The following is a 25,409-nucleotide window of genomic DNA, read 5'->3' as shown; positions in this document are numbered from 1 at the left end:
GCCGCGGGTTGGCAGAACACAGGACGGTGCGATTTCTTTCGATATGTTCCCGCTACCTCTTGGCCCCGCCTGCTTTCTTAGCTCTGGTCCAGCTTCGTCCGGATTGCGCCGATGGCATTCACGATCGCGTCGGCGGCTTGGCGATCAATCGCGATCTCAACCATGCCCTCGGTCGTCTGGATCGAGAGGATACCGAGCGTACCCCTGTCATCCTCGACGGTGCTAACGTGGATCTCAGTTGGCACGAAAGGCCGTGCCCTGTCCTTACGCTTCATCGGATACCCACATCATCGAACAACCGACAATCGTGCAACTTTTCGACACATACAAGCTGGCTTAGGTTGAAATTTCGCCTGGGTGAAAATCCCCCGTTGACCCTTCGCGTAGCCGGTCGCTTCGCCCTCAGTGCCGTCCAAGCGTGGGCCTGGACGTGGATCCAGAGCCCGTTCGCGCATTATCCGTTGTGCCTGTCACAGCATATTCATTGTTGACGGTTATTTTTGATGGGACGTCGTTTCGGCTGCGATGCAGGAAGCGCCATGCCTGTTCACCCTCAGTATGATAGCGATTGCCCCGAAACCTCCGTGGAGCTGTCGGAGGGTTTTGGTGGTTGGTTTGTCCGCGTATGCGAGAACGACCAGGAAACTTTCCACCAATTTAGGCGTGAGCGCGATGCGATTGCCTTCGCGAACACACAACGCATGCGCCTAGGGCTGCGCTGTCCGCCGTTGGCGCGGACAGCATCTAACGACCATAAGGCGATCAGAAAGATCAGCCAAATAGCAGATGCATTAAGAGCCAGGGAGCTCGGTCGGTTCCTCCAGCAGGCGGGCACTCGTATAAGCAGATGGATATAGCGGTCTGCCATCGGAATGTATTTGGTCTCCGACGCCTCTCGACGCCCGCCCGCCTGACGCAGAACGGGGTTCAGTGATTGATTAACTCATCATCAGCGCCGGAATCTAAGCATGGGACGGAGCATAGATATCGGCGATGAGGTGGCACTGACGGCGACTATCCTGATGGTTCGTCGGAGTGGCCGAGCGTGCGTGAGCATTCCAAGCCACAGCCTCCCATTTGCCATTGAGCCTCCGCGGAAAGCGAAGCCTGGCGACAAGGTGGCGATAACGGGGCACGTAACGCGCATCGATGATGAGGCCGGTAAGATAACTGTCAAGATTAGCGCTCGAGTCATCGTCGAGATCGACACCGTAACGGCCCACCGAAAATTGCACTCATCCGAACGACAGAAACCGTATCGCGAGAGATGGTGATGAACCTCCCAAAGGCCAGAGGCCGCACAGACCATGCTCTATTTTTGGCGTCGGGTGTCACGAGACATCATTTTTGCGACGATCCTATAATCGCCGACGATATCGCCGACAGGGTTTCAAAGGCGGCCGAGAGCAATACGATTCAGCGATTTCATGGGAGGGACAGATGGCCACGGGTTGCTGAAAGAGGATGTCAAATCGGGACGGTTCCCAGCTCAATCTATCAAAACCGTGACCGACCTAGCCAGCGACGCACTTTCCGCCCTTCTGCTCCTTGGATTTCATGCGCTCGCTATGGAACGTTGAGCAGGCCTCCCTTTCGGACTTTGGCAAGACACGCCCTCCTCAGGGCGCTGATAGGGGGCGCCAGGCGTCCGCGACTTGCCTTGGGATTTTCATATTTCCTGAAACGGCTTCTCGCACGCAGCCGGCGGGAGCCGACTTGATTGATCCGCCATTGGCAACACGGACAATCAGAGCTCGATCGAGGCCCGTCTGGCCGAGGTCAGTGCGCCACGCCATCCGAAGCGTGCAGCAGTCTCCACGTCGATCCAACTCGCCCATCGAACTGCGACGCAAACCGCTCAGCGGCCACGTCCTCCAGGCCGTCATCGACGAGCGCCTCGATGCTTCGCCGCATCAGGGCGAGCTGCATCTGCCGGGCGTGTTCCAGGTCGGCCTCTCGCATGATTGCCGTGACGTGATAGGCGACGACGGGCTGGCCGAGACACGACAACAGAGCGCTGGCCTCGGCTGTTACAGCAGTAACCGCATCTTCGATCTTCATTATTCTGGCGATCCTCATCAAAGAGTGATGCTGACGCCTCCCGCAAGGCGACGGTGGTCCGTCGCTTCTTTCTTTAATCCGGACTGCAGCACACCAACGAATGCTGCGCGCCAGGCTTATAATTGCTGTCTTCTCCAGCCGCTCGAGCAGCCTCGTTTGGCCCAGAAACAGTATCCATCAAATTTGAGTCAAAGGCGATCGGATAGTTAACTGATGGTTAATGGCGGCGCTTGCTGTCCCTCCCCGATCAGGATGTTTCGCCTCGACGTTTCCTGCCGCGCAATAGCCGCAAAGCTGCCCGATGGCTGCCTGACCTGTTGATCCGCCACGAAGAAAGGTTCTGTCATGCGGTTGGTCTGGACGGTCATGTTTGCACTCGCGAGCAGTGCGGCTTTTGCCGCCACACCCGAGGACGATTACATCGCCGCGCGCGACAAGGCGATTGCGGCCATCGCGGCGATGGAGAGTGCGAACACTCCGGTGGAAACGCTCGATGCGGCCAATGAAAAGGCGCGCGCCGATCTCGAAAAGCGTCTCACCACCCTACTTGGCCCCTTCACCGTCAAGGATTTTCCGGCGGCCGGCACGATCAATATCGAAAGCCTCAGTTCCTCCGATGTCGGCTTCGGCATGCTGGACGGACTGCGCCACGGCACCGAGGATGGCCCCAGCATCGTGGCATCGACGCGCGGTCTGGTCGAGCGCTGGCTCAAGTCGCGCGCCGCCGAGACGGACGCCGATCTCAAACTGCCCACCAGCGTCGACGCGGCGCTGAAGCTCGATGCCTTCTACACCCAGGCCATCGGCAGCGACGCCGCCTTCACCAGTACGCTCGATTTTGCGCTGAAGAAGCCTGACGGCGCCGACATGGCGATCGCCCGGCTCGGCGGCTGGGCGCAGGATGTCGGGCCGAACTACGACCAGAAGGTCGTCGTCACGGTCGTCAAGGGCATCAGCGTCCTGATCGCCGAAGCGCCCGCGGCACCGGCCATCCCGAAGATCGCCGCCTGCGACGCCGTGTGGACCGCCGCCGACGCCGCCGCCCAGAAACTGGCCAAGCAGGCCACCGACGACAGCGACGAAAACACATCCGATGCCGCCAACGCCGCCTGGACGAAAGGCGACAACGACTTCCGCGCCTGCCTGGGCAAGAGCCTGCCGGCGGATGCGGCCTTCCCCGCGCTGCTGGCTCAAGCGCAGACGCTGGCGGATCACATGGCGGGGAAGTAGGGCAATCCAGCTTGGGTTCCTCGCCCCCACGAAAGTGGCTACGGAATGCACACATCTCTGAGTTCCCAGCCTTTTGCGATGGCACGGAAGTATTCGAGGCCGTGTCGGAAGGTGATGGGACCAGGTGGTTTGGAGGAGGGATAGCCATTCCAGCCGCCAAGGCGGGCAATGATCCAGGCGGCCCATGCGAGACTGTGCCTTGGGTGCGGGTTGTTTTGCAAGGCAGTGCGACCTTGATAGCTGGCATCGAGGCTGTCGAGCACGGCGATGTCGGAAGTGCTGAAGGCATTGGCGGCGTGTTCGCCACCAATGCCTTCGCGGGCCTGGACGAGTTGCAGGATAACCGCCGCAGCCTTGGTGGCGATGGCGGCGAGCTTGACCAACACCTCGGCGCTGGCGAGTTGGCTGTCCTCGAGGCGCAGGCCATGCGTCTTCATCAGACGGAACAACTGCTCGATGGTCCAGCGCCGCCTGTACCAGTCGACGATCTGCCAGGCGGCGGCGACGTCGCTGATCTCATGGGTGGTGAGCAGACGCCAGTGCACTGGCTCGGCCGCGGCTGGAGGACCAAGTTCGACGACTTCGACAAGGTTCAGCGTCACGGTCTTCGGCAAATCCCTGGCGCCGGGATTGTCGGGACGGCACACCTCGACCTTGCTGAAGCGCAGGCTCACCTGGGTGCTGCGTGCCGCCCGCTTGTGCGTGGCCAACAACTCAAGCCTGCGCGCGGCCACGAACGGCAGCGCTGCCGTCACGCTCGACAAAGTACCGCCGCCCGCTACGGCACGATCGTGCATCACACGCGTCAAAAGGTGGACATTGCCGCCGGGCAGTGTCGCCCATTCGGCATAGATGTCGCTCTCGCGGTCGGCCACGATCGTAACAGTGGCGGCTTTGGCCAGCACGCTTCTGGCCTGAAGGGCCGTGTCGATCCAGCGGCGCGATTCCTTGTCCTTGAGCGAGCGCTTGGCGTGCGGTGTCTCGACCCGGCCCTTGCGCGTGTAGACGCTGCCGGCCACCAGCCCCAGACAACCGCCGCTCACCGCATCGATGGCCACCATCGCATGCACCAGGCCGCGTCGCCGCTCGGGCGTGGTGGCAAAGGTGATCTCGCTGGTGTCCTGGATCGCCAGCACATGCCGCTCGGCGGCTGCAGACACCGTCTGTTCGCTCCAGCCTTGGATCAACCGCTCGATCGTCACCTTGTCATTGGCCAGCAGGCGATGGAACCCGACCTCCTGCGCCCGCCGGCCCTCGCCAAGCCGGCGCAGGCAGATATCTTGGCGCGCAACCATGCGGTCGAGCAGCATCGCCCCCTTTTGTCGAGGCGCAAATCCCCGAAACGGCCCAGCGACGGTTGCTCAACAAGCATGCGACACCTCGAATCAAGCAAAGTGCCTGACACAGAATCACGCCGAAAGCCGAGACCGCCAGCCCTCCTCAAGCCGAGAGTCAATCCGCCGCACCCCACTCCTAGATGTGTGCATTCCGTAGCCGCTTTGCGGGGGCGAGGAACCCAAGTCTTGAGATGCCGGCGGGACAGCGCCCCCCTCTGCCCTGCCGGCCTTCGTCGCCCGGAAAGCCAAGCAATTGGCTTCCCGTCCGCTGCGCGGACCGCTCCTCAACCCCCACGAGGGGCAGGGGAATCGCAGATAAGTTGATTGGCTCTTGCCAAGCAGGACAAGAGGGATTCTTGAGAGGCTTTCTCGTTGCAGAGGAGGTCCGAGTGCGGCTGGTTTTGTCGATCCTGCAAGAAGTTCGCGATCCGCGCGACATCAACGCGCGGCATAATCTTGCTGAACTTCTGTTTGTGGCACTTGCAGCGACGCTGTGTGGGGCCAAAAGCTGTGTGGACATTGCTGAATTCGTGGAGGGCCGGGAAGACGAACTGAAAGCGATCGTCGAGCTGAAGCATGGGTGTCCGAGCCACGACACCTTCAGCCGGGTGTTTCGGCTTCTTGATCCGCAGGCGCTGTCGGATGCACTGAGCGCCTTCATGGTGGCATTGCGGCGTGAGCTTGGACTTGGCTCGCCGCGTGGCGTGGTGGCCATCGACGGCAAGGCGCTCAGGCGCGGTTATGAGAAGGGCCGTGCCTTCATGCCACCGCTGATGGTCAATGCCTGGGATGCCGAGACCAGGCTGGCGATTGCAGCAACGCGGGCGCTGGCCTCCGACGAGGTTGGGGCGACGCTGGCGTTGCTGAAGAGCTTGGACCTCAAGGGCTGCACGGTCACCGCCGACGCCCTGCATTGCCGCCCCGACACGGCCGAGGCGCTGATTGCGCAGAAGGCGCATTATGCCCTTGGGCTGAAGGCCAACCGGGGCCGTCTGTTTGCCGCAGCTGAGAAAAGCTTCGCCGTGGCGGGCGAGATCGCCAGTTTCGAAACGCGCGATACGGCTCATGGTCGCACGGAAGTGCGACGAGCCAGCGTGCTGCCGCTTGCCAAACTCAAGGACCTGCCCGTGTTCCCCGGCCTCAAGGCCATCGGCCGTATCGAGGCTCTGCGCACCACCGACGGCAAGACGGCTGCCTCGGTCCGATACGTCGCGCTTTCCAAGGTGCTGACGCCCAAGCATCTGGCTGAGACGGTTCGCGCCCACTGGACGATCGAGAACCAGTTGCACTGGAGCCTTGATGTCGTCTTCCGCGAAGACGACGCTCGCACCCGAAAGGATAACGCTCCACAAAACCTGGCTGTCATCCGAAGGCTCGCTCAAAACATCTTGGCTGCCCATCCACTCGACAAGCCAATCGCCAGCAAGATGCGCAGGGCAAACTGGAGCAAAGACTTCTTCTATGACCTCTTTACTCATATGCGATAGCCCTGCCACGAGGGGGGAGATCGGCAGTTTCATCGCCGGCATTCCCGCCCCTTGTCGCCTTCGCATCCCATCCCAATATCATCGGTCGCGCCGACCCCTGTCGAACACAGTTGCCAGCGCCGCCAAAAATGGTTGAAAGGAAGTCCTGAACGCGCCTTGGCGCGGCGGGCGGATGAACAGCGTGGGAAAATCTGAATGACGACGGATACGAAAGCGACGGAAACCAGGGCGTTCGAGGCGGATGTTTCGCGGCTGCTGCACATGATGGTGCATTCGGTCTATTCCGACAAGGACGTCTTCCTGCGCGAGCTGATTTCCAACGCCGCCGATGCTTGCGAAAAGCTGCGCTTCGAGGCCGTCAGCCATCCCGAATTGCTGGGCGACGACCCCAAGCCGCGCATCTCGATTTCGGCTGATGCGGACAACAAAGAGATCATCGTCGAGGACAACGGCATCGGCATGAGCCGCGACGACATGGCCGAGGCGCTGGGCACGATCGCCCGTTCGGGCACGCGCGCCTTCATCGAGCGCGCCGGTGCAGGCACAGAAGACACGCAGCTCATCGGCCAGTTCGGCGTCGGCTTCTACTCCGCCTTCATGGTCGCCGACAGGGTTGACGTCATCAGCCGCCTGGCCGGAAGCGAAGAGGCCTGGCGCTGGTCCTCCGACGGCAAGGGTTCCTACGAGATCGCGCCCGCCCCGCTCGAAGCCGCACCGCGGCGCGGCACCCGCGTCGTGCTGCATCTCATGGACGACGCCGTCTCCTACACCGGATCCTACCGGCTCGAGCAACTGGCCAAGTCGCAGTCGGGCCATGTGCCGGTGCCGATCACGCTCATCGAAAAACCCGGCGCCGAGGCGCGCGACATTGCCGACGGCACGGCACTTTGGGTCCGGCCGAAGAGCGAGATCAAGCCCGAGGAATACACCGACTTCTACCGTAGCGTCGCCGGCCAGTATGATGAACCCGCCGCCACCATCCATTTCCGCGCCGAGGGCCGGCAGGAATACTCCGTGCTTGCCTTCGTGCCCGGCTCACGTCCGTTCGATCTGTTCGACCAGGACCGCAAGGGCCGCATGAAGCTCTATGTGCGCCGAGTCTTCATCACCGACGAGGCCGACCTTCTGCCGCGCTATTTGCGCTTCGTGCGCGGGCTGGTCGATTCCGCCGACCTGCCGCTCAACGTCTCGCGCGAAATGATCCAGGAAAGCCCGCTGCTGGCCTCGATCCGCAAGGGCCTGACCAACCGCGTGCTTGGCGACCTCGTCAAGCTGGCGGAAAGCGATGCCGAGGCCTATGCGAATATCTGGGGCAATTTCGGCGTCGTCCTCAAGGAAGGGCTCTACGAGGACCATGAGCGGCGCGAGCAATTGCTGAAGCTCGCCCGCTTCCACTCGACCACATCAGGTGAAGGCTGGCGCGGCCTCGCCGACTATGTCGCCGCGATGAAGGAGGGCCAGAAGGCGATCTTCTTCATGGCCGGCGACGACCGCGCCCGGCTCGAAGCCTCGCCGCAGCTCGAAGGTTTCAAGGCGCGCGGCATCGAGGTACTGCTCTTGACCGACCCGGTCGACAGTTTCTGGGTGACAATGGCGCCGGACTTCGACGGCAAGCCGTTCAAATCGGTCACGCAAGGCGTGGCCGAACTGTCTGACATCCCGCTGCTCGACGACGCCAAGAAGCCGGAGACGGTGGCGACGCCTGAGGTCGACGGTTTCCTGGCTTTCGTCAAGGCCGCACTCGGGGACGCCGTCTCGGACGTGAAGGCCTCCGACCGCCTGACCGAAAGTGCCGTCTGCCTGGTCGCACCCGAGCATGGTCCCGACCGGCAGTTCGAGCGGCTGATGAATGCCGCCGGCCGCCTCGACAAGGCAGCGAAGCCGATCCTCGAAATCAACCCGCGCCACGAACGCGTGCTGGCGCTGGCCGGCCTTGGCGAAGAGGACCAAGCCTTCAAGGATGACGCCGCCCACCTCCTCTACGACGAGGCGCGCGTGCTCGACGGCGACAAGCCGGCGGACGCCAGGGCGTTTTCGCAGCGTCTGGCCCGGCTGATCGCGCGCGGTATCTCGAAGGGCTGAGGCAGCGCCCGCCAACCGTCCTCGACACTGGCTCAATCGCCGACTGTAGACATCGCGCCTCCAATCACCCAATCTTGGCCCCGGGAACACAATAAGCGCTTCAAAGAAGGCGCGGACGTCCGGGTGCTCATGAAACGACGATGGACATTGTATGATCCGCGGCTGGCCTGGATGCTGGTCGCGCCGGTGCTCTTGCTGCTGATCTTCTTCCTGGTGCTGCCGATCGCCGTGATGGCGGCCTACACCTTCTTCACCTTCGTCACCGCCGGTGTGGAAACCAGCGCGCTGACGACGGCGAACTGGCACGAATTCCTCACCGACAGCTATTATTCCGGCTTCCTTTTGAAGACGCTGAGGGTCGGCGCGATGACGGCGGTGCTCTGCGGCGTGCTGGGCTATTTTCCCGCCTATTTCATCTGGGCGACGACCTTCAAGCACAAGTGGCTGCTCTTGCTTTTGCTCATCGTGCCGTTCTGGATCAGCTTCACCATCCGCACCTTCTCGTGGATCAACATCCTGGGCGAACAGGGCGTCATCAACGTTGCGCTGCTGAAACTGGGCATCATCAACGAGCCGTTGCCGATGCTCTACAATGAGGGCGCGGTCATCCTGGGCATGCTGCACTTCCTGCTGCCCTACATGATCCTCAATGTCTATGTCAGCCTCGAGGGCATCGACCGCACGCTGATTTCGGCCGCTCGCTCGATGGGCTGCACGAGCGCGCAAGCGTTCCGCGAGGTCACGCTTCCGCTTTCGCTGCCCGGCCTGGCGGCGGGCCTGCTGCTCTGCTTCGTGCTGGCCGCCGGCAGCTATGTCACGCCGCAGCTGCTCGGCTCCGGCCGCGACGCGCTGTTCGGCAATTTGATCTACGACACCATCATGGGCGAGCTGAACTGGCCGATGGGCGCCACGCTTTCCATCGTGCTGTTCGTCGTGCTCGGCTTCTTCGCCGCCATCTACACACGCTACATGGGCATGTCGCAGATCGTCAAAGGACTGGGTGGATGACGGGATTGGGCGGATGAAGGCGCGGCGAAAAGAGGAAGGCAGATGGGCCTGGCGGCTGACCGGCTTTGTCACGGTCTGCGTCTACATCTTCATGTTCGCGCCGATCGTGGCGACAGTGATCCTGTCGTTCAACGCCTCGATGTTCGGCGGCTTCCCGATGACCGGCTTCAGCCTGCAATGGTACGGCAAGCTGATGGCCAATGAGCAGGTGCTGGCCGCCTTCCGCACGTCGCTGTGGATCGCGCTGGTCACCGCCGCTGTCACCACGGCAATAGGTGTCGTCACGGCGTTTGCGCTGGTGCGCTTCGAATTTCGCGGCAAGCAGGCGCTGAGCACGCTGGTGATCCTGCCGGCGCTGGTGCCGGAGACCATCCTCGGCGTCGGCCTTCTGGTGCTGATCAAGGCGATCGACCAGCCGAGGACCATGCTTTTGCTGGTGCTCGGCCATATCCTGCTCGCGGTGCCTTACGTTGTGCTGATTACCCAGGCGCGCATGGTCGGCATCCGGCGCGTCTATGAGGAGGCGGCACTCTCGCTCGGCGCCTCGCGCTTTTCGTCCTTCCGCGAGATCACGCTGCCGCTGCTCATCCCTGCCGTCGTCGGCGGCGCGCTGCTCGCCTTCACCATCTCGTTCGACAACACGTCGGCCAGCCTGTTCTGGCGGCCGGCAGGCGTCGAGACCATGCCCACCCAGATCCTTTCGATGCTCAAGATCTCGATCAGCCCGGAGATCAACGCGCTCGGCACCGTGATGATCCTGGTGACCGTCGGCATCCCGCTGCTCGGCGGCCTGATCCTGCAGAGCCTGACCAGATTGAAACGACGCGGCCAACCAAAGGAGGAAGCACGATGAAACTGTCCAACGGCAAGCGGCTTGAACGGCTGCACGATAGGTATCGCAACGGCGATCTGAGCCGCCGCACTTTCCTGACGCTGACGGCCGCCGCGGCGGCCGCGGCGGGTCTCGACATGCCCTGGATGAGGCAGGCGCTCGCCGCGGTCGAAGAGGTTCGCTTCGACGGCTGGGGCGGCACGGTGCAGGACGCGATCGACAAATATGCCTTCCAGCCCTACACGACCAAGACCAAGATCAAGGTGGTCCAGGGCACGTTCGGCGACGAGGACGAGATCATCACCAAGATCAAGACCTCGAAGCCCGGTGACTACCAGGTCATCCATTCCTCCGGCGTCAACTACTACATCAAATATGTAAATGCCGGCCTGACCTCGGAGATCAACGAGGCCAACATTCCCAACATGGCGAATGTGCTGCAGCCGATGATCGATCCGTTCCGCAAGCTGACGCCGAAACTCTCGGCCGTGCCTTACGACTACGGCACGACAGGCATCGCCTACAACACCAAGATGATCTCGCCCGAGGAAGCCAAGGAAAAGGGCGCGGCCCTGCTACTCGACAAGAAATATGCCGGCAAGGTCGGCGGCTATGACGACATGACCACGCGCGTCTGGTACGCGGCGCTCGCCACCGGACAGGACCCCAACAACCTCAAGGACATGGACACGATCTGGGCCAAGGTGCGCGAGACGCGCGATCTCGCCAAGAAGTTCTGGAGCTCCGGCGCCGAGCTGATGGACCTGCTTTCCAAGGGCGAGATCGTGGTGACAGACGCATGGTCGGGCCGCGTTGCCGCATTGCAGGACCAGGGCCATCCGATCGGCTATCTCGATCCGGCTGGCTCCTATGCCTGGATGGAGGACATGCTGATCCTGAAAGGCTCGCCGATGGCCGAGTGCGAGGAGTTGATCAACTTCATGCTCGACCCGGCGACCTCCATCGCGGTGGCCGAGGGCCAGAGCTATCCGCCGTCGCTCGACCCGACAAAGGTCAAGCTGACCGAGAAGATCGAGAAGCTGCCGGCCTTCGACAAGACCGGCACGATGAAGGCATTGACCTTCGCCGACCCGGTCTACTGGGCGACCAACGAGGACGCCTGGACCAAGCAGTGGAACAGGATCTCGAAAGGTGCCTGACAGCCAAGACCTTTCACAGGTGCCCCGGCCGGAAGCGGCCGGGGCGGCAAGGGCCGGTGTGGGCGTGTCCGCGCCGGGCGGCGCCGGGACGAGCCAGCCGGCGGTCGAGTTCCGCGACATCGACATTGCCTATGGCAAGTTCGTCGCCGTGCGCGATTTCTCGCTCTCCATCGCCAAGGGCAGCTTCATCACCTTGCTCGGGCCTTCGGGCTGCGGCAAGACCACGATCCTGCGCTCCATCGCCGGCCTCGTCGACATTTCGGGCGGCCAGATCATGATTGACGGGCGCCGGGTCGACGACGTGCCGATCTACAAGCGCAACATCGGGCTGGTCTTCCAGAGCTACGCGCTGTTCCCGCACAAGAACGTCTTCGACAATGTCGCCTTCGGCCTGAAGTACCGCAACGTGCCGAAGCCCGAGATTGCGCGCAAGGTCGGCCAGGCGCTGGACATGGTGCGGCTACCCGGCAGCGAGAAGAAGCTGCCGTCGCAGCTGTCGGGCGGGCAGCAGCAGCGTATCGCGCTCGCCCGTGCCATCGTCTTCGAGCCACAGGTGCTGCTGCTCGACGAGCCGCTATCGGCGCTGGACGCGAACATGCGCGAGGAGATGCGCGTCGAGATCAAGAAGATCCAGAAGGAAACCGGCATCACCGCTATCTTCGTCACCCACGATCAGGAAGAGGCGCTCTCCATGTCGGATCGCATCGTGGTGATGAACGCAGGCGCGGTGGAGCAGATCGGAACCCCGCAGGAGGTCTACGAGACGCCGGCCACGGCCTTCGTCGCCGACTTCCTCGGCAAGGCCAACATGCTTGCCGGGACTGTGAGCAGGTCCGGCCAGGGAACGGCGGTGGTGCTTGCCACCGGTCAGACGATCGAGGTGGCATGTCCAAGGCCGCTTGCGCAGGGCAGCAAGGTCACTGTCGTGGTGCGGCCGCAGAAACTGTCGGTCGGCGCGGCGGCGAGCGCCAACCTTCTGTCCGGCCGCGTCGTCTCGGCCTCGTATCTGGGCGGCAGCGCCATCTACGAGATTGACATCGGCGGCAAGACCAGCATCCGCGCCAACGCGCCGATCACCGGCCGCGTCCTTCGCGAAGGCGAGACGATCGACCTCGGATTCGACCCTGAGGGCTGCGTTCTGCTCGACGAAGACGGTCAGCGGATTTTGTGATCCATGTCGCCTGTGATCCATGTCGCCCAGGAGCCAGCACGGCTCGGGCGCCGCCGAGGCGGCGCTTGGTGGCCGGCTTCATTGTCCCGCCGCGCCGGCGGGCATGCGGTTGGGATGCCTGAGATGGGTTGGCGTGATGCCGGTCTGCTGGCGGAACACGCGGCTGAAATGGCCGGCATTGGTGAAGCCGCAGCGATAGGCGATGTCGCCGATCTGCAGGTCGCTGCCTTCGAGCAGCGACTTTGCATGATGCACCCGTAGCGCCAGGTATGCCGCCATCGGGCCGATGCCGAGCTCGGTGCCGAAGAGACGCTCGAGTTGGCGCCGCGAGCAGTTCAGGCGGCTTGCGATCTCGCTGACCGACAGCGTCTCCTGGAGATTGCTCTCCATCAACAGCAAGGCGCGCTTCACCGCGCGGCTCGACGCCGCTGGAAACAGGTCGCCGACGGGTTGCACGTCCCGGCTGCTTCTGATCCGGTCGAGCACCAGGATCTTGGCGGCCTTTTCCGCCGCCTTCTGGCCGATGAACTGCGACACGAAATAGCCGGCGAGGTCTGCGGCACCCGTGCCGCCGGCGCAGGTCGAGCGGCCACGGTCGACGGAAAATAGGCTGTCGGCATGGGCGTTGACATCGGGGAACTGGCCGCGGAAATCCTTGATGTGGAACCAGCTGACGGCAGCAGCGTAGCCGTCGAGCAGGCCGTAGCGCGCGAGCACGAAGCTTCCCGTGCACAGCGCCGTCAGCGGCACCCCCTTCTCGGCGGCGCGCAACAGGAACGCTTCCTTGTCGGAACTCAGGCTACGGTTGGTGTCGAGCAGGCCGCCGACCACCACCACATTGTCGAAATCTTCGGGATTGCCGATCTCCTTCGTAGGGAGCAATTCGACGCCGCAGCTTGCCCGGATCGGCAGGCCGCGTTCGCCGACGATCTCCCAGTCGAACTCGATCCTGCGGCTGCGGTCGCCCTCATCGCCCGCCAGACGTAGCGTGTCGATGAACAGCGACAGCGGCGACAGGGTGAAATCGCGAACCAGGAGAAACGCAAACCGCCTTGCCATTGTGTGTCCGGAACCGTCCCTCGCCTGCGCTGGAGCCTGTTATCACCGATGCGTATGGTTTGGCACAGCCACCAGGCCCTACGCTCTTCAGGAGCGGCCACTGGATGTCGGAGATAAGATCGAAGACCTCGGATATCAGGATCGCCACGCCGTCGTCCGGGCACGGGTGAAACAAGAAAAGCCCGGGCGCCAAGTGCCCGGGCTGTTTATTTCGATCATGCAGGCTCACTTCTTGCCGACGCCGGCAGCCGCCTGTTCGATGATCTTGGCGACAGCCGAGGGATCGGAAACGTAGACCGCGTGGCTGCCGGGCACTTCCACCGTCGTTGCCCCGGCCCGGGTCGCCATCTGGCGCTGTGCCGGCGGCGGGATCATATGATCGTCGGTGGCGACGAGATACCAGCTCGGCTTCACCCTCCAGGCCGGCTTGGTGACCTTGCCTTCGAGCGCCGGAATGCCCCACGGAACCTGCGAGTCCGCCATGAAGGCAGCGAGCGAGGGACGGACATCGGCGGCGAAGGAAGCGGCGAACTTAGCCTTGTCGAGCATCAGGAAGCCGTCGACGGGCGGCAGGATCGGCGGCACGGAAGCGCCGGGAGGCGGGTTGGCGATCAGGGTCGAGACCGACTCGCCGGCATCCGCCGCGAAGGCCGCGATATAGACGACAGCAGCCACCTTGGGATCCGTGCCGGCTTCCGACACCACGACGCCGCCATAGGAATGGCCGACCAGGATGACATCGCCCTTCGCCTCTGCGATGGCGCGCTTGGTCACCGCGACATCGTCGGCGAGCGAGGTGGTCGGGTTCTGGACGATGGTGACGTCGTAGCCGTCTTTCTTGAGCTGGTGGTAGACGCCTTCCCAGCCGGAGCCATCGACAAAGCCGCCATGCACGAGGACGACGGAATTTGCTGCATTGTTCGACATTTGAGTTCTCCTTTTCAAAGTGTTGTTTGCGTTGGTTGCAGGAGGACTATGCGCCGCAGTCGCCGCGCTTGCTTTGAGGCCACCTTCAGGACCTCTTGATTTTCCCTTGAGATGGCTTTGATTTTGGGGCCACCACACGGCTAAGGTGCTCGAGTCGCAATCTTCCACGCGCCTGGAGCCAGCAATTTGCCGTATCTTTTCGAGGATTTCGCCCTGGACGGCGACCGGCGCGAACTGCGTCGCGGCAACGACCTGATCGCCGTCGAGCCGCAGGTGTTCGACTTGCTGCAATATCTGATCCGCAACCGCGAGCGGGTGGTCAGCAAGGACGATCTGGTCGACGCGGTCTGGCAGGGGCGCATCGTCTCCGACGCGACGCTGGCGAGCCGCGTCAACGCAGCCCGCAATGCCCTGCAGGACAATGGCGAGCAGCAGCGCCTTGTCCGCACCATCCTGCGCCGGGGCTTTCGCTTCGTCGGCACCGTGCGCGAGGAGGCCGGCGCCGAGGCGACAACGCCTATGGAACAGGCGAAGCCTGGCCTGGGCATTCCCGCCCGCCCCTCGATCGCCGTGCTGCCCTTCGTCAACCTGAGCGGCGATGCGGATCAGGACTACTTCGCCGACGGCATGGTCGAGGACATCATCACCGGCCTGTCGCGCATCCGCTGGCTGTTCGTGATCGCGCGGAATTCAAGCTTCACCTACAAAGGCCGCGCGGTGGATATGAAGCAGGTCGGGCGCGAACTCGGCGTGCGCTATGTGCTGGAAGGCAGCGTGCGCAAGGTGGGGAGCCGCGTGCGCATCACCGGCCAGCTCATCGACGCCGAGGACGGCAGCCATCTGTGGGCCGAACGCTACGACCGCGAGCTGACCGACGTGTTCGCGCTGCAGGACGAGATCACCATCAGCGTGGTCGCCGCAATCGAGCCCAATCTGCGCCGGGCCGAGATCGAGCGCGTCAAGCGCAAGCGGCCCGACAGTCTCGACGCCTACGATCTCTTTCTGCGCGCGCTGCCCGACGTCTACACCTTCATGCCGCAGGGCGCCGCCAAGGGCCTGCCGCTGCTCGAGCAGGCGCTGGCCATCGAGCCGAGCTATGCGCTCGTCCATGGCTTTGCCGCCTGGGCGCATCAAACGCTTTTCATCCGCGGCGGCATGCTGGCGGAGCACAGCGAGAAGGCATCCCGCCATGCCCATGCGGCGATCGAGCATGGCTCGGGCGATGCTATGGCTCTGGCTCTGGCCGGCTTCACCATCGGCCTGGTCGAGCATGACCGCAAGCTCGCCGACGAGGCGTTTTCGCAGGCGCTCTCGCTCAGCGCCTCCTGTGCCTTCGTCTATGCCTTCGGCTGCGTGCCGGTGGCCTATGGCGGTGACGCGACACGCGCCATCGACTGGGGCGAACAAGCGTTGCGGCTGAACCCGCTGGACGCCATGAACTGCGTGCCGCAAGGCATGATCGGCTTCGGCAACTTCCTCAACGGCCGGCATGAGCAGGCCATAGTGGCCGGCCGGCGGGCGGTGGAGATGAACCCCGGCTTCAGCATCCTGCACGGATGGCTGGCCGCACCGCTAGCCAGGCTCGGTCGGATCGAGGAAGCAAAGGCGGCGGGAGCGCGGCTGATGGCGCTCGACCCGCATTTTTCCATCGGCAGGTGGTCGGCGGCGGTGGGGCTGGCGCCGGAGATTATCGGCGACGTCACCGACGCCATGCGGATGGCGGGCCTGCCGGAGTAGACCCCGACCTTAGGGAACCGAGTTGAAACGTGCCGCAGTTGGTTATTCGGCTCTCTGGCCGAGAATCCGGCGTAGCTCGGCCGCTTCCTTGCTCGAACTCTCGAATATGAACGGACTTGCGCAAGGCGCCTGAAGCACCGTCAGCGTCGCAGGAGCCGGGTTGGACGCAACCGTGGCGCTTGGACCGCGCAGCGGTGGTATCGGAGATTTCGGGTCACGCAGCGCAATCAGAAACATATCCGGCCCCATATCCTCGACCTCGCCGAATGTGGAATTGTCCCAGGTTGCAGCCAGCCTGTCCGGCGCCTTGCCGCGCAGAACCTCGTCGACCACTATGTCAAAGCGCGCATAGTCCGTCATGAAGCCGCGAGGCTCCTTCGGCATGACCTCTCGCAACTTGGGGGAACGGGCGAGCATGTCGCGATATCGTTGCCGGGCGATCGGGTCGCGAACAATCTGATAATTGACAATCCGGCCAACGACGACAACGTCGGCATATTTGATGTCATGCAGATCCCGCTCGGCTTGCATGACGCAGGCAACGGAAGGCATCGCCAACAACATCGTCACGAAGTTTAGTGCTGCAAACCAGAAGACACGCATCCCCATCCTCTCCCACGATTTCAGGGTCGGCTTCTGCCAGATTTGACCACCTGACGGTGTCGAATATATGGATGGCTTCCGGCGCGGCGTGGGGGATCGGCATGGGTCTTGATGCAGCAGTTTTCAAAAGTGCTTCAACTATGGAGCAGGAATTCCCCGACTATCGCTTTCAGCGGGAACCAGTAACGGGCGAATGCGAGGTGATTCATCCCGAGGGCGTGAATCTTGCGCCCGACGCGGTCGTGGCTATTGCGTGGCGAATCGGAAACATCTCGCTTGTCGGCCACCTTCGGGAGTGGATCGCCGGCCATATCGGCGAAGGGTCGGCTCTGGAACGGCTTGTGCTCTATTCCGGTGGCCATATGGGAGACACGATCGAGGAGCCGAGCTTCGGCGAGCTCGAACGCGACTTGGGGCTCATCGAATCCAGCACCGACGCATGGGTTCGGGAATTTGCGGATGGACTAGCGGAATTGATCGGCATCGCACGGCGCGAGACAAACCCTATCGTGTTTGTGTGAGCCGACACTCTAGATCTGCGGTTCCGTTTTCGATTCCGGGCTACCTTGCCCCAGGCGCGGCTCCGTGCCGGCCAGCAGCCGCCGGATGTTGGCGCGGTGGCGCGCGAGCACATAGAGGCCGCCGGCAATCACCAGCAGCCGGTAGGGCAAAGGCTGATCCAGGCCGCAGACGAGAGCAATCGCCGTCAACGCCGCCAGCATCGAGCTCAGGGAAACAATCCTGGAAAGTGCCAGCACGGCGCAGAAAACCGCCGCGGCACCCAGACCGATCGGCCAGGACAGCGCCAGGAGCACGCCGAGCCCTGGCGCGGCGGATTTGCCACCGGTGAAATTCAACCAGACCGAACGGCCATGCCCCAGCAACACGGCAAGTCCGGCCATGCAGACGGCCCACGGCACAAAGCTTTGCGGGTCAAGCCCTGCCGGCGGCGTGAGGAACGGCAACGCATAGAGCCAGCGGGCAAAGACGATCGCCGCCACGCCTTTCAACACATCGACCAGCAGCACCGCCAAGGCAGGCCCTTTGCCTAGGGTCCGCAAGACGTTGGTTGCGCCGGTGGATCTGGAGCCATGCTGCCGGATATCGATACCCCTCAGCAGTCTCCCCGCCAGATAGCCCGTGGGGACGGAGCCAAAGAGATAAGCGATCGCCAGTCCAGCCACGCTCGCTGTCCAGAAAACCATGACGTTCACCCTGTTGCGGATCAGCCGTCATAACCTTATATAGCCGCTGTCGGAAAAGGCAGAGTTGGTTTGGTAAGCCCAACTCCTTCCGCAGGCGAAATCCTTTCGCCAGGGAAAGCTCTGGTCTTTGGCTTCGTGCACGAGATCCCCACGACGAACATCGGACGCTGTTTGAGCGCCCAATCGTTCGTCCGTGTGGCTCTCAAACTCGAGGAACGCTCCGGTCGAACACATCGACCAAGGAGTAGTTCATGCACAACCCGATTCCCTATGATGTCGTAATTGCCGGTGCCGGTCCTGTCGGCCTGTTTCTCGCCTGCGAGCTGCGTCTGGCAGGCCTCTCCGTGCTGGTGCTGGAGCAGGCCGAGAGCCCCAGCTCGCCGTTGAAGCGGCTCCCCTTCGGCATGCGCGGCCTTAACGTGCCCACCATCGAGGCCTTCCACCGTCGCGGCCTGCTGGACGACATTGCGCCGCCGGCGAACGATGGCCCGGGCGGCGGCAAATTGGCTGCCGCGCACTGGATGCAGCAGCCGCGCCGCCCCGGTGGCCATTTCGCCGGCATCCAGTTCCACCTCGATGCCGTCGACAGCTCGAAATGGCCGTATCGCCTGCCGGACCCGGCCGGCACCAGCATGGCGGTCGAGATGGAGCATCTCGAAATCGTGCTTGCCGCGCGCGCAGGCGCGATGGGCGTCGAGATCAGGCGTGGCCTCGGCGTCGACGGCTTCACCCAGTCGGACGAAGGCGTGGCCATCCGCGCCGGTGGCGAGACTTTTCACGCAAGCTGGCTCGTCGGTTGCGATGGCGGCCGCAGCACGGTTCGCAAGCTCGGCGGCTTTGCGTTCACCGGCACCGATGCCGAGTTCACCGGCTATTCCGTTGAAGTCGAGCTGGCCGATCCCGACATACTCAGCCTCGGCCGCCACTATACGCCGACGGGCATGTATACCTACTCCCGGCCCGGCACCATCGCGATGGTCGAGTTCGACGGAGCCGCTTTCCACCGGACAGACCCGATCACACCAGAACATGTGCAGGCGGTGTTGCGCCGCGTGTCCGGCACGGACGTCACCCTGACGGCGTTGCGCCTCGCCACGACCTGGACCGATCGCGCCTACCAGGCGGCCGCCTACCGCAACGGCCGGGTGCTGCTTGCCGGCGACGCCGCGCACATCCATTCGCCGCTGGGCGGCCAGGGGCTCAACCTCGGGCTCGGCGATGCGATGAACCTTGGCTGGAAGCTTGCCGCCACCATACGCGGCGACCCGCCGGCCGGCCTGCTCGACAGCTATTTCGATGAACGGCATCCGGTGGGCGCACAGGTTCTCGACTGGTCGCGCGCCCAGGTCGCGCTGATGCGGCCAAGCCGCAGTTCGCGCGCGCTCGAAGCCATCATCCGCGATCTCATCGACACGCGCGACGGCGCGACCTATTTCGCCGAGCGCGTCTGGGGCGTTTCGCTGCGCTACGACCTTGGCGGCAGCCACCCACTGGTGGGCCGCAGCGCGCCCGATTTCGAACTGGCCGACGGGACGAGACTCGGCGAACGCTTAAGGACCGGGCAAGGCCTGCTTCTGGACTTCGACATCAGCCCTGCCCTTCGGGCGCTGGCCAGCCGCTGGAATGGGCGGATCACCTATGTTGCTGCGGACGCCAGGGGGCGGCTGGGCCTCAGCGCCATGCTCGTGCGCCCGGATGGCTTTGTCGCCTGGGCTGCTGATGCTGAGCCTGACGTTGAGGAGGCTGCAAAGGCCGCGTCACGGTGGTTTGGCGAGGCGGCGACGCTGTGATCTCCTCCCTCGTGGGTCCCTCCGGAGGGAGAGGAAAGACGCCTGTCCGAACCGGATAGATGGGTAACAGTTTGAACCGGATACATGGGGGAGAGGTGGCCTCGAAGCGGCCGGAGTGGGGGCTGGCGCCGCCATATGCGATTGCCCTGCCCACGAGGGGGGAGATCGGCAGCTTCGGTGCCGCCCCTACCCTTCCATGGCTGAAAAACGAGGTAGGGTGTCGGGAAGTACCTCGGCCGTTCGTCCTTTGGGTGCAACCAAGAACCGGACGCCGAACCAACCACCCGGAGCCTCCCATGATCCCCACCATCACAGCCTTTGAACGGTCGCCCGATGGCGGCAAGGGACTGGCGCGCGATACGCGCGTTCGCTGGGCGCTCGAAGAAGTGGGGCAGCCCTATGAGGTTCGTCTCGTTTCCTTCGCCGGGATGAAGGCGCCTGGCCATCTGGCCATCCAACCCTTCGGCCAGATCCCCACCTATGAAGAAGGATCTCTATGCCTGTTCGAGACCGGCTCGATCATCTTTCATCTTGCCGAGCAGCATGCGGGCCTGCTGCCCCGGGAACGCCATGCCCGCGCCCGCGCGATCACCTGGATGTTTGCCGCGCTCAACACCGTCGAGCCGCCGGTCCTCGATTTGACGACGGCCAGGATATTCGAAGCCGACAGGTCCTGGGCCGAGGAGCGCCTGCCGCTGGTGAAAGACCGTGTTCGGGCAGTGCTGGACAAGCTCTCGGCCTATCTGGGCGCCGCAGAATGGCTCGATGGTGCATTCAGCGCGGGCGATCTGTTGATGGTATCGGTGCTGCTGCGCCTGAGAATGTCAGGCATTCTGGACGAATATCAAAACCTGGCTGCCTATGTGGCGCGCGGGGAAGCACGGCCCGCTTATGCCAGGGCTTTCGCCGCGCAATTCGCCATCAACGCCCCATCATAAGGCTGAGCCGACAGCAACTTGAGCGCTTCGGCGCGATCACAGCGGCCGCGAGCGGACGTCAGGCGAAGGCGGCCGCAGCGGGCGGTGGGTCGGGGTCGACAGCAGTCGGAACGGGAGCGTATGCGGCGTAGCTGGCGCTCAAGCGCGCCTGCCCGTTCGAACGCGACCAGAGTGTCGACTCCAGTTTGAACATTGTGGCGAGCGGCACCATCGCGTTGATGACGACTGCGCTTTCGCGGCTTTCCTGGTCTCGGACCCGGCCACGGCGGCCCTTCAACTCGCTGACGATGCCGCCGGCATAGTCTGCCGGCGTCACCACCTCGACCTTCATGATCGGCTCGAGCAGTTGCACGCCGAGATGCGGCGCGGCTTCGCGAAAGCAGGCGCGGCCCGCAATTTCGAAAGCCAGGGCCGAGGAGTCGGTCTCGTGCCAGGCCGCGTCCACCAGCGTCGCCCTGACACCGATCATCGGAAAACCGGCGAACGGCCCAGCCGACAGGGCGCTGCGCAGCCCATTTTCGACCCCCGCCACATATTCGTTCGGGATCGCACCGCCGACGATCCTCGACGCAAACACCAAGTCCGGATTGTGCGCGTTCGGCTCGAACATGATCTTGACGCGGGCGAACTGACCCGTGCCGGCGAACAGCCTCTTGTGGGTGTAGTCCTGCTGATGGCTGCCGGTGCTCGTCTCGCGATAGGCCACCTGCAGCTTCTTGTGGGTGTGGTCCTGCTGATGGCTGCGGGTGATCGTCTCGCGATAGGCAACCTGCGGGGCGCCGACATTCACCGCAAGATTGAACTCGCGGCGCACGCGGTCGATGATGATGTCGAGTTCAAGTTCGCCCATGGCGGCGATGATCGTCTGACCGGATTCCTCGTCCCATTTGACGTGGAAGCAGGGATCCTCGTCCGCCAGCCTCGACAGGACGATACGCAGCTTCCCCTCATCGGCTCTCGACTTCGCCTCGATCGCGAGTTGCAGCAAAGGCCATGGCGCGGCAGGTTTTTCCATGACGATAGGATCGCAGGTTGACCGGATGTCGGCAACGGGTCAGACGCGACGAGTATGCTGATCGATGTCGGCGTCGGCACGCGCTGCAAGAGCCAGGTATGCGTGGGTCAGGCAGGCTCTGGGCTCTTTGTGGCTACGGATATTTCGCCTTTGCGACCGCCGGGCCCAGATCGCCCTGCAGTTCTTTCGGCAAAGGCAGGCTCGAGCATTGCAGGTGCACGTTGCGGGCGTAAAGCTTCCGCTGCTTCTGCTCGGCCTCCTTGGTGGCCGCGATGATCCCCAGCCCATATGGGCCAAGTGCCGCGAATTCCCAACCCGGATGCTGTTTTTCGCGGGCCTCGTAGTCCGAAGCCGCCGCTCGGGCCTGCTGGCATTCCGGCGACACCCATTTCGGGTCCTGCGGCGAAAGCGACGTCCCATAGTCGACCGGAGAGGTCGCGCATCCAGCCACCGTCGCGGCCAATGCGGACATTGCAATTCCCATTGCAATTCTCATCCCCAGGCCCCTTCCCGTGAATCGCATCATCTTGAATTCCGCACGCGCGTAGGCTTCCCCGCTGATGCCGTCCCTCTCTCTGCAGGCTCGGCCGACGTGCCGGCCGCGCCAATCACGTATACGCGATGTCTGGCACGTATACGCGATGTCTGGCCCTTGCGCTTGCCATAGGCCTCGCTTCATGTCGATCTTCCCGCGGTCAGATTCGGGCTGCGTGCCTGGAACCAAATGACAGGCGAGACTGTTCAGTTGTAACTTTGACACAGCGCTGACACGCCCAGCCGGTTGGGCAAGCGGCGACCTTGAGGAGTTCTCATATGAAGATTTCGTCCAGTTTTCGTTCAGTCGCGGTTGCCGCCATCGCCACTGCGGGCATTGGCTTTGCCAGCGCCGCGCATGCCGACAGCGGCACGATCCGCTTCGCCGTCTACAAGGCAGCCTTCTTCATCGGCGGCTCCGGCGGCGAAGGCACGTTCACCTTCCATGGCAAGAGCTATCCGATCTCGGTCGGCGCCGTGTCCGGCGGCCTCGCCTTCGGCGTATCGAAGACCTATTTCCACGGCACCGTGCGCCACATCAGGCGCGCCCGGGACGTGACGGGTGTCTACGGCGCGGCGGGCGGCGGTGGCACGATTGGCAAAGGCGCCCAGGTTATCCTCATGACCAACGACAAGGGTGCCCAGCTCGAACTCACCGGCAAGCAGGTCGGCCTGCAGGTCAACGCCGATCTCAGCGGCATGGCGATCTCGCTGAAGTAAGGGCCCGCACCCCGTTCCTTCGACGGGCAAGCGGTCGGACGGAAAAGTCCAGAGGCGGCGTCGGCTCGACAGCCGCCTTTTTCCCAGGCTGCAGACTCATAGGCTTTTGATCCAGCAGCGAAGAGCTTGATAGCGGCGAGGAAATTGTCGGCGCTGGCAAGCAGTTCATGCGTTTACGGTCTGGGTGACACTTTGTAGGTTGGCACATGACGCTCAAACGGATGGACAATATAGGAATCGTCGTCGATGACCTCGAAGAGACGATTGATTTCTTTCGCGAGCTCGGCCTTGAGCTCGAAGGGCGGGCGACGATCGAAGGAGAATGGGCCGGACGTGTCACCGGACTGGGCGATCAGCGCGTCGAGATTGCCATGATGCGCACGCCGGACGGCCACAGCCGGCTCGAGTTATCCCGCTTCCTCACGCCGCCTGTCGTCGCGGATCACCGCAACGCCCCGGTTAACGCTCTGGGCTACCTCCGCGTCATGTTCACCGTGGACGACATCGACGACACGCTGGAAAGGCTCCGCAATCGCGGCGCACGGCTCGCAGGCGAAGTCGTCCAGTACAAGGACGTTTATCGGCTCTGCTATATCCGCGGGCCTGGAGGCCTTCTCATCGGACTTGCCCAGGAACTCCGCTGAGCGCAACACGACGACGATGACGGAGGGCGCGTCTCTTACGGCCTAGCTCCTCAGTCCCGGCGCCTCCTGGCCCGTCCTCTCGACATATTCCGTATAGCCGCCGCCATAGGTGTGGATGCCTTCCGGCGTCAGCTCCAGCACGCGGTTCGACAGCGCGGCGAGAAAATGCCGGTCGTGCGAGACGAACAGCATGGTGCCCTCATACTGCGACAGCTCTGATATCAGCATTTTACCGAACCAGATCTGAGGACCTGACTATTGCGCAATCGCTACAATATGTGACTTGATGGTTGCTGGGTCACGGATGATGTGGGGTAATTCAATGGCACCGGTTCTCATTAATTCTCTGAAATTAAACATGCATTCCTATATCGCCGGTGAACGCATTATCTGCCAGATGACGATTTCCTCTGATGTCCAGATGGATCGCGTAAGGAATGTAAGCTTAGACTTCTTTCGAATTGATCGGATACGCAACGAATTCGCGTTTGGTTTTGGTACAACTCCTCATATCGTCTCTGGGATGCTCGAAGTAGAACAAGACCTTCCAGCCAGCATGGAACCTGGTCTCTATGGAATAGGAACAGCCATCCTCACAATTGAGCCCTTCGGCGAAGTCGGAAAATCTCCACAAGCTCCCACCGACGACGTCCGCGTGGACTTTTTGCCTGTCATTTTTCAGGTGCGAACTGCTATTGGCCTGCCAGCTTCACCCAAAGAGATCGAAAAGCAAGTCGCAGCTATTTCTACAAATCGTGCACTTTTGGCAAGCAAGCCACATATCGTCAGTCCTCTAACGGCGATGCACCAAGGATCGCGTTTCCTTGGTTTTGTGTTTGGCGTCGGCTGCCTTCTCCATCAACCACAACAGCTTGAGGGTTTCGTCATCCTTCCGCTCGGTCGAGGCCTTTCTCACCGCAACATGTCGGAGATTGTAAGCCAGTTCCTAAACAGAGCGGGGTTTGAACCTTTGCCTTTTATCGATGCAACAGAGCGGGCGTTCGTCGAATCGACCCCGGTCTTCGCCATTGAGTACCCTATGGTTGTCGCGACTGGTCATGAAGCCGCCCTAGAATATTGCCGTCAGCATGCCGATCGCGTCTTTAGCGTTCTTGGCATCGACCGGGGACAGAAGCCCCGCGCATTTGCTTACGTCGCAACACAGCACAACACTACACAGTGGTGGCATCGGTTCGATTTTCCAGGCTACCGAGGCAATCTGTTGTCTGATTTTAATCCGGTTGAGACCGCTAATAGTATCGAACGGTTACTACCGCGTCTGGAAGCGAATCCATTTTCACGGCTAATCGTGAGTACCTACAGCGACGCGACCGCCGAGCCGGAGTATGGATTCGCATTGCTACGCTTTTGGTCGGTGCTCGAACTGGTTTCAGAGCACAAAATCTCGGCTGGTATACCAGTACTTCATCCGGATGGGTCTGCAATCCTAAATCCGAAAGGAAAACCAGAAACAACAAGTAGCAAACATGGGAAAGTATATGCATATATTCTGGCCAGCGGAGTCTACGAATCTACCGGCCACTATGTTGAATATGGAATACAAAAGACAGTACACGTCGGAGACTCCAGCAATATATCAGCAGGCTTGGCGACCGAGGTTATCTCTCTATGGGATATGGTCCGCGCTGTTTACGCCATCAGGAACGCCATCGCTCACGAAGGCCAGTTTGACTTGATCAAAGCTCAGGCTGGAGACAAGTACCAGCAACTGGCGGCGCGTCTCAGAACTCGTAGCCAAGGACCTGATCCTCAGCAATTTATTAAGTGGCAGGCACAACACGCCATTTGGCGCGAGACATAAAGGTGTGGCCAAAGCCTAGCACAGGCGGGACAAAAGTTCGCCGAGGA

General features: G+C 62.5%; 23 protein-coding genes and 2 pseudogenes. 14 read left to right on the top strand and 11 right to left on the bottom strand.

Annotation, left to right across the window (positions count from 1 at the left end):
- Window positions 1-77 precede the first annotated feature (77 nt).
- The 3 genes from DBIPINDM_RS29770 to DBIPINDM_RS29760 all read right to left on the bottom strand — a co-directional run bounded on the left by DBIPINDM_RS29770 (window position 78) and on the right by DBIPINDM_RS29760 (window position 2,429).
- Entirely contained in the window at window positions 78-275 is a 198-nt protein-coding gene (locus DBIPINDM_RS29770; protein ID WP_258582548.1) for a hypothetical protein, read from the bottom strand.
- 1,504 nt (window positions 276-1,779) lie between these two features.
- Window positions 1,780-2,061 carry a hypothetical protein gene (locus DBIPINDM_RS29765; protein WP_258582547.1) on the bottom strand — a complete coding sequence of 94 codons (282 nt, stop codon included), beginning with the start codon at window positions 2,059-2,061 and terminating at the stop codon, window positions 1,780-1,782.
- 206 nt (window positions 2,062-2,267) lie between these two features.
- A complete protein-coding gene (locus tag DBIPINDM_RS29760; protein WP_258582546.1) occupies window positions 2,268-2,429 on the bottom strand; it encodes a hypothetical protein in 162 nt (53 codons plus the stop codon).
- On the opposite strand from DBIPINDM_RS29760, the gene DBIPINDM_RS29755 reads away from it, so the two are divergent.
- The gene (locus DBIPINDM_RS29755) at window positions 2,428-3,291 is read left to right on the top strand and encodes a hypothetical protein (RefSeq protein WP_258582545.1); all 864 of its coding nucleotides are present in this window, start codon (window positions 2,428-2,430) and stop codon (window positions 3,289-3,291) included. The two genes, DBIPINDM_RS29760 and DBIPINDM_RS29755, sit on opposite strands and share 2 nt — an antisense overlap.
- A 38-nt stretch (window positions 3,292-3,329) precedes the next feature.
- On the opposite strand, the gene DBIPINDM_RS29750 is transcribed toward DBIPINDM_RS29755, so the two are convergent.
- Window positions 3,330-4,601, bottom strand: a complete 1,272-nt coding sequence (locus tag DBIPINDM_RS29750; RefSeq protein ID WP_258582544.1) for an IS4 family transposase — start codon at window positions 4,599-4,601, stop codon at window positions 3,330-3,332.
- 218 nt (window positions 4,602-4,819) lie between these two features.
- On the opposite strand from DBIPINDM_RS29750, the gene DBIPINDM_RS29745 reads away from it, so the two are divergent.
- The 6 genes from DBIPINDM_RS29745 (at window position 4,820) to DBIPINDM_RS29720 (ending at window position 12,368) form a co-directional block, all read left to right on the top strand.
- A complete protein-coding gene (locus DBIPINDM_RS29745; RefSeq protein ID WP_258582543.1) occupies window positions 4,820-6,115 on the top strand; it encodes an ISAs1 family transposase in 1,296 nt (431 codons plus the stop codon).
- Window positions 6,116-6,310: 195 nt separating this feature from the next.
- Window positions 6,311-8,197 carry a molecular chaperone HtpG gene (gene htpG / locus DBIPINDM_RS29740; protein ID WP_258582542.1) on the top strand — a complete coding sequence of 629 codons (1,887 nt, stop codon included), beginning with the start codon at window positions 6,311-6,313 and terminating at the stop codon, window positions 8,195-8,197.
- Between the two features lie 129 nt (window positions 8,198-8,326).
- Window positions 8,327-9,205, top strand: coding sequence for an ABC transporter permease (locus tag DBIPINDM_RS29735; protein ID WP_258582541.1), 879 nt, complete (start codon window positions 8,327-8,329; stop codon window positions 9,203-9,205).
- A 13-nt stretch (window positions 9,206-9,218) separates the two neighbouring features.
- On the top strand, window positions 9,219-10,058 hold the full coding sequence (locus DBIPINDM_RS29730) for an ABC transporter permease (RefSeq protein WP_258582540.1): 840 nt from the start codon (window positions 9,219-9,221) through the stop codon (window positions 10,056-10,058).
- A complete protein-coding gene (locus tag DBIPINDM_RS29725; RefSeq protein WP_258582539.1) occupies window positions 10,055-11,197 on the top strand; it encodes an ABC transporter substrate-binding protein in 1,143 nt (380 codons plus the stop codon). The genes DBIPINDM_RS29730 and DBIPINDM_RS29725 overlap by 4 nt, the downstream gene beginning before the upstream one ends.
- Window positions 11,190-12,368, top strand: a complete 1,179-nt coding sequence (locus tag DBIPINDM_RS29720; RefSeq protein ID WP_258582538.1) for an ABC transporter ATP-binding protein — start codon at window positions 11,190-11,192, stop codon at window positions 12,366-12,368. Before DBIPINDM_RS29725 ends, DBIPINDM_RS29720 begins: the two co-directional genes overlap by 8 nt.
- Window positions 12,369-12,446: 78 nt before the next feature.
- Here DBIPINDM_RS29720 and DBIPINDM_RS29715 read toward each other — a convergent pair whose 3' ends face one another.
- Both DBIPINDM_RS29715 and DBIPINDM_RS29710 read right to left on the bottom strand, forming a co-directional pair.
- Window positions 12,447-13,427 carry a GlxA family transcriptional regulator gene (locus DBIPINDM_RS29715; RefSeq protein WP_258582537.1) on the bottom strand — a complete coding sequence of 327 codons (981 nt, stop codon included), beginning with the start codon at window positions 13,425-13,427 and terminating at the stop codon, window positions 12,447-12,449.
- Window positions 13,428-13,652: 225 nt separating this feature from the next.
- Complete coding sequence (locus DBIPINDM_RS29710; RefSeq protein WP_258582536.1) at window positions 13,653-14,354, bottom strand: alpha/beta hydrolase; 702 nt, start codon at window positions 14,352-14,354, stop codon at window positions 13,653-13,655.
- 186 nt (window positions 14,355-14,540) lie between these two features.
- Between DBIPINDM_RS29710 and DBIPINDM_RS29705 the strand changes: the two genes are divergently transcribed.
- A complete protein-coding gene (locus DBIPINDM_RS29705; protein ID WP_258582535.1) occupies window positions 14,541-16,091 on the top strand; it encodes a winged helix-turn-helix domain-containing tetratricopeptide repeat protein in 1,551 nt (516 codons plus the stop codon).
- Between the two features lie 42 nt (window positions 16,092-16,133).
- On the opposite strand, the gene DBIPINDM_RS29700 is transcribed toward DBIPINDM_RS29705, so the two are convergent.
- Window positions 16,134-16,694, bottom strand: coding sequence for a hypothetical protein (locus DBIPINDM_RS29700; RefSeq protein WP_258582534.1), 561 nt, complete (start codon window positions 16,692-16,694; stop codon window positions 16,134-16,136).
- 71 nt (window positions 16,695-16,765) lie between these two features.
- Here DBIPINDM_RS29700 and DBIPINDM_RS29695 point away from each other — a divergent pair, with 71 nt between their 5' ends.
- On the top strand, window positions 16,766-17,215 hold the full coding sequence (locus DBIPINDM_RS29695; RefSeq protein ID WP_258582533.1) for a hypothetical protein: 450 nt from the start codon (window positions 16,766-16,768) through the stop codon (window positions 17,213-17,215).
- Between the two features lie 9 nt (window positions 17,216-17,224).
- Here the strand turns inward: DBIPINDM_RS29695 and plsY are convergent, their stop codons facing one another.
- Window positions 17,225-17,899 carry a glycerol-3-phosphate 1-O-acyltransferase PlsY gene (gene plsY, locus DBIPINDM_RS29690; RefSeq protein WP_258582532.1) on the bottom strand — a complete coding sequence of 225 codons (675 nt, stop codon included), beginning with the start codon at window positions 17,897-17,899 and terminating at the stop codon, window positions 17,225-17,227.
- A gap of 251 nt (window positions 17,900-18,150) precedes the next feature.
- Here plsY and DBIPINDM_RS29685 point away from each other — a divergent pair, with 251 nt between their 5' ends.
- Window positions 18,151-19,689 (top strand): FAD-dependent monooxygenase, encoded by a 1,539-nt coding sequence (locus DBIPINDM_RS29685; protein WP_258582531.1) that lies wholly within the window; start codon window positions 18,151-18,153, stop codon window positions 19,687-19,689.
- Window positions 19,690-19,985: 296 nt separating this feature from the next.
- Complete coding sequence (locus tag DBIPINDM_RS29680) at window positions 19,986-20,627, top strand: glutathione S-transferase family protein (RefSeq protein WP_258582530.1); 642 nt, start codon at window positions 19,986-19,988, stop codon at window positions 20,625-20,627.
- A gap of 58 nt (window positions 20,628-20,685) precedes the next feature.
- Here DBIPINDM_RS29680 and fusA read toward each other — a convergent pair.
- Both fusA and DBIPINDM_RS29670 read right to left on the bottom strand, forming a co-directional pair.
- Window positions 20,686-21,657 (bottom strand): annotated as a pseudogene (gene fusA, locus DBIPINDM_RS29675) (elongation factor G); the annotation flags it as partial.
- A 118-nt stretch (window positions 21,658-21,775) separates the two neighbouring features.
- Window positions 21,776-22,138 carry a hypothetical protein gene (locus tag DBIPINDM_RS29670; protein ID WP_258582529.1) on the bottom strand — a complete coding sequence of 121 codons (363 nt, stop codon included), beginning with the start codon at window positions 22,136-22,138 and terminating at the stop codon, window positions 21,776-21,778.
- Between the two features lie 317 nt (window positions 22,139-22,455).
- Here DBIPINDM_RS29670 and DBIPINDM_RS29665 point away from each other — a divergent pair, with 317 nt between their 5' ends.
- The gene (locus DBIPINDM_RS29665; protein ID WP_258582528.1) at window positions 22,456-22,896 is read left to right on the top strand and encodes a hypothetical protein; all 441 of its coding nucleotides are present in this window, start codon (window positions 22,456-22,458) and stop codon (window positions 22,894-22,896) included.
- A 206-nt stretch (window positions 22,897-23,102) separates the two neighbouring features.
- A complete protein-coding gene (locus DBIPINDM_RS29660; protein WP_258582527.1) occupies window positions 23,103-23,540 on the top strand; it encodes a VOC family protein in 438 nt (145 codons plus the stop codon).
- Between the two features lie 42 nt (window positions 23,541-23,582).
- Here the strand turns inward: DBIPINDM_RS29660 and DBIPINDM_RS29655 are convergent.
- A pseudogene (locus DBIPINDM_RS29655) lies at window positions 23,583-23,771 on the bottom strand (ABC transporter ATP-binding protein); the annotation flags it as partial.
- A gap of 91 nt (window positions 23,772-23,862) precedes the next feature.
- Between DBIPINDM_RS29655 and DBIPINDM_RS29650 the strand changes: the two are divergent.
- Window positions 23,863-25,362 (top strand): hypothetical protein, encoded by a 1,500-nt coding sequence (locus DBIPINDM_RS29650; protein WP_258582526.1) that lies wholly within the window; start codon window positions 23,863-23,865, stop codon window positions 25,360-25,362.
- Window positions 25,363-25,409: the final 47 nt, after the last annotated feature.

It is taken from the genome of Mesorhizobium sp. AR02 (assembly GCF_024746835.1).
GTDB lineage: Bacteria > Pseudomonadota > Alphaproteobacteria > Rhizobiales > Rhizobiaceae > Mesorhizobium.
The sequence above is the reverse complement of the archived record's forward strand: the minus strand, read 5'-3'. Positions and strand labels throughout refer to the sequence as shown.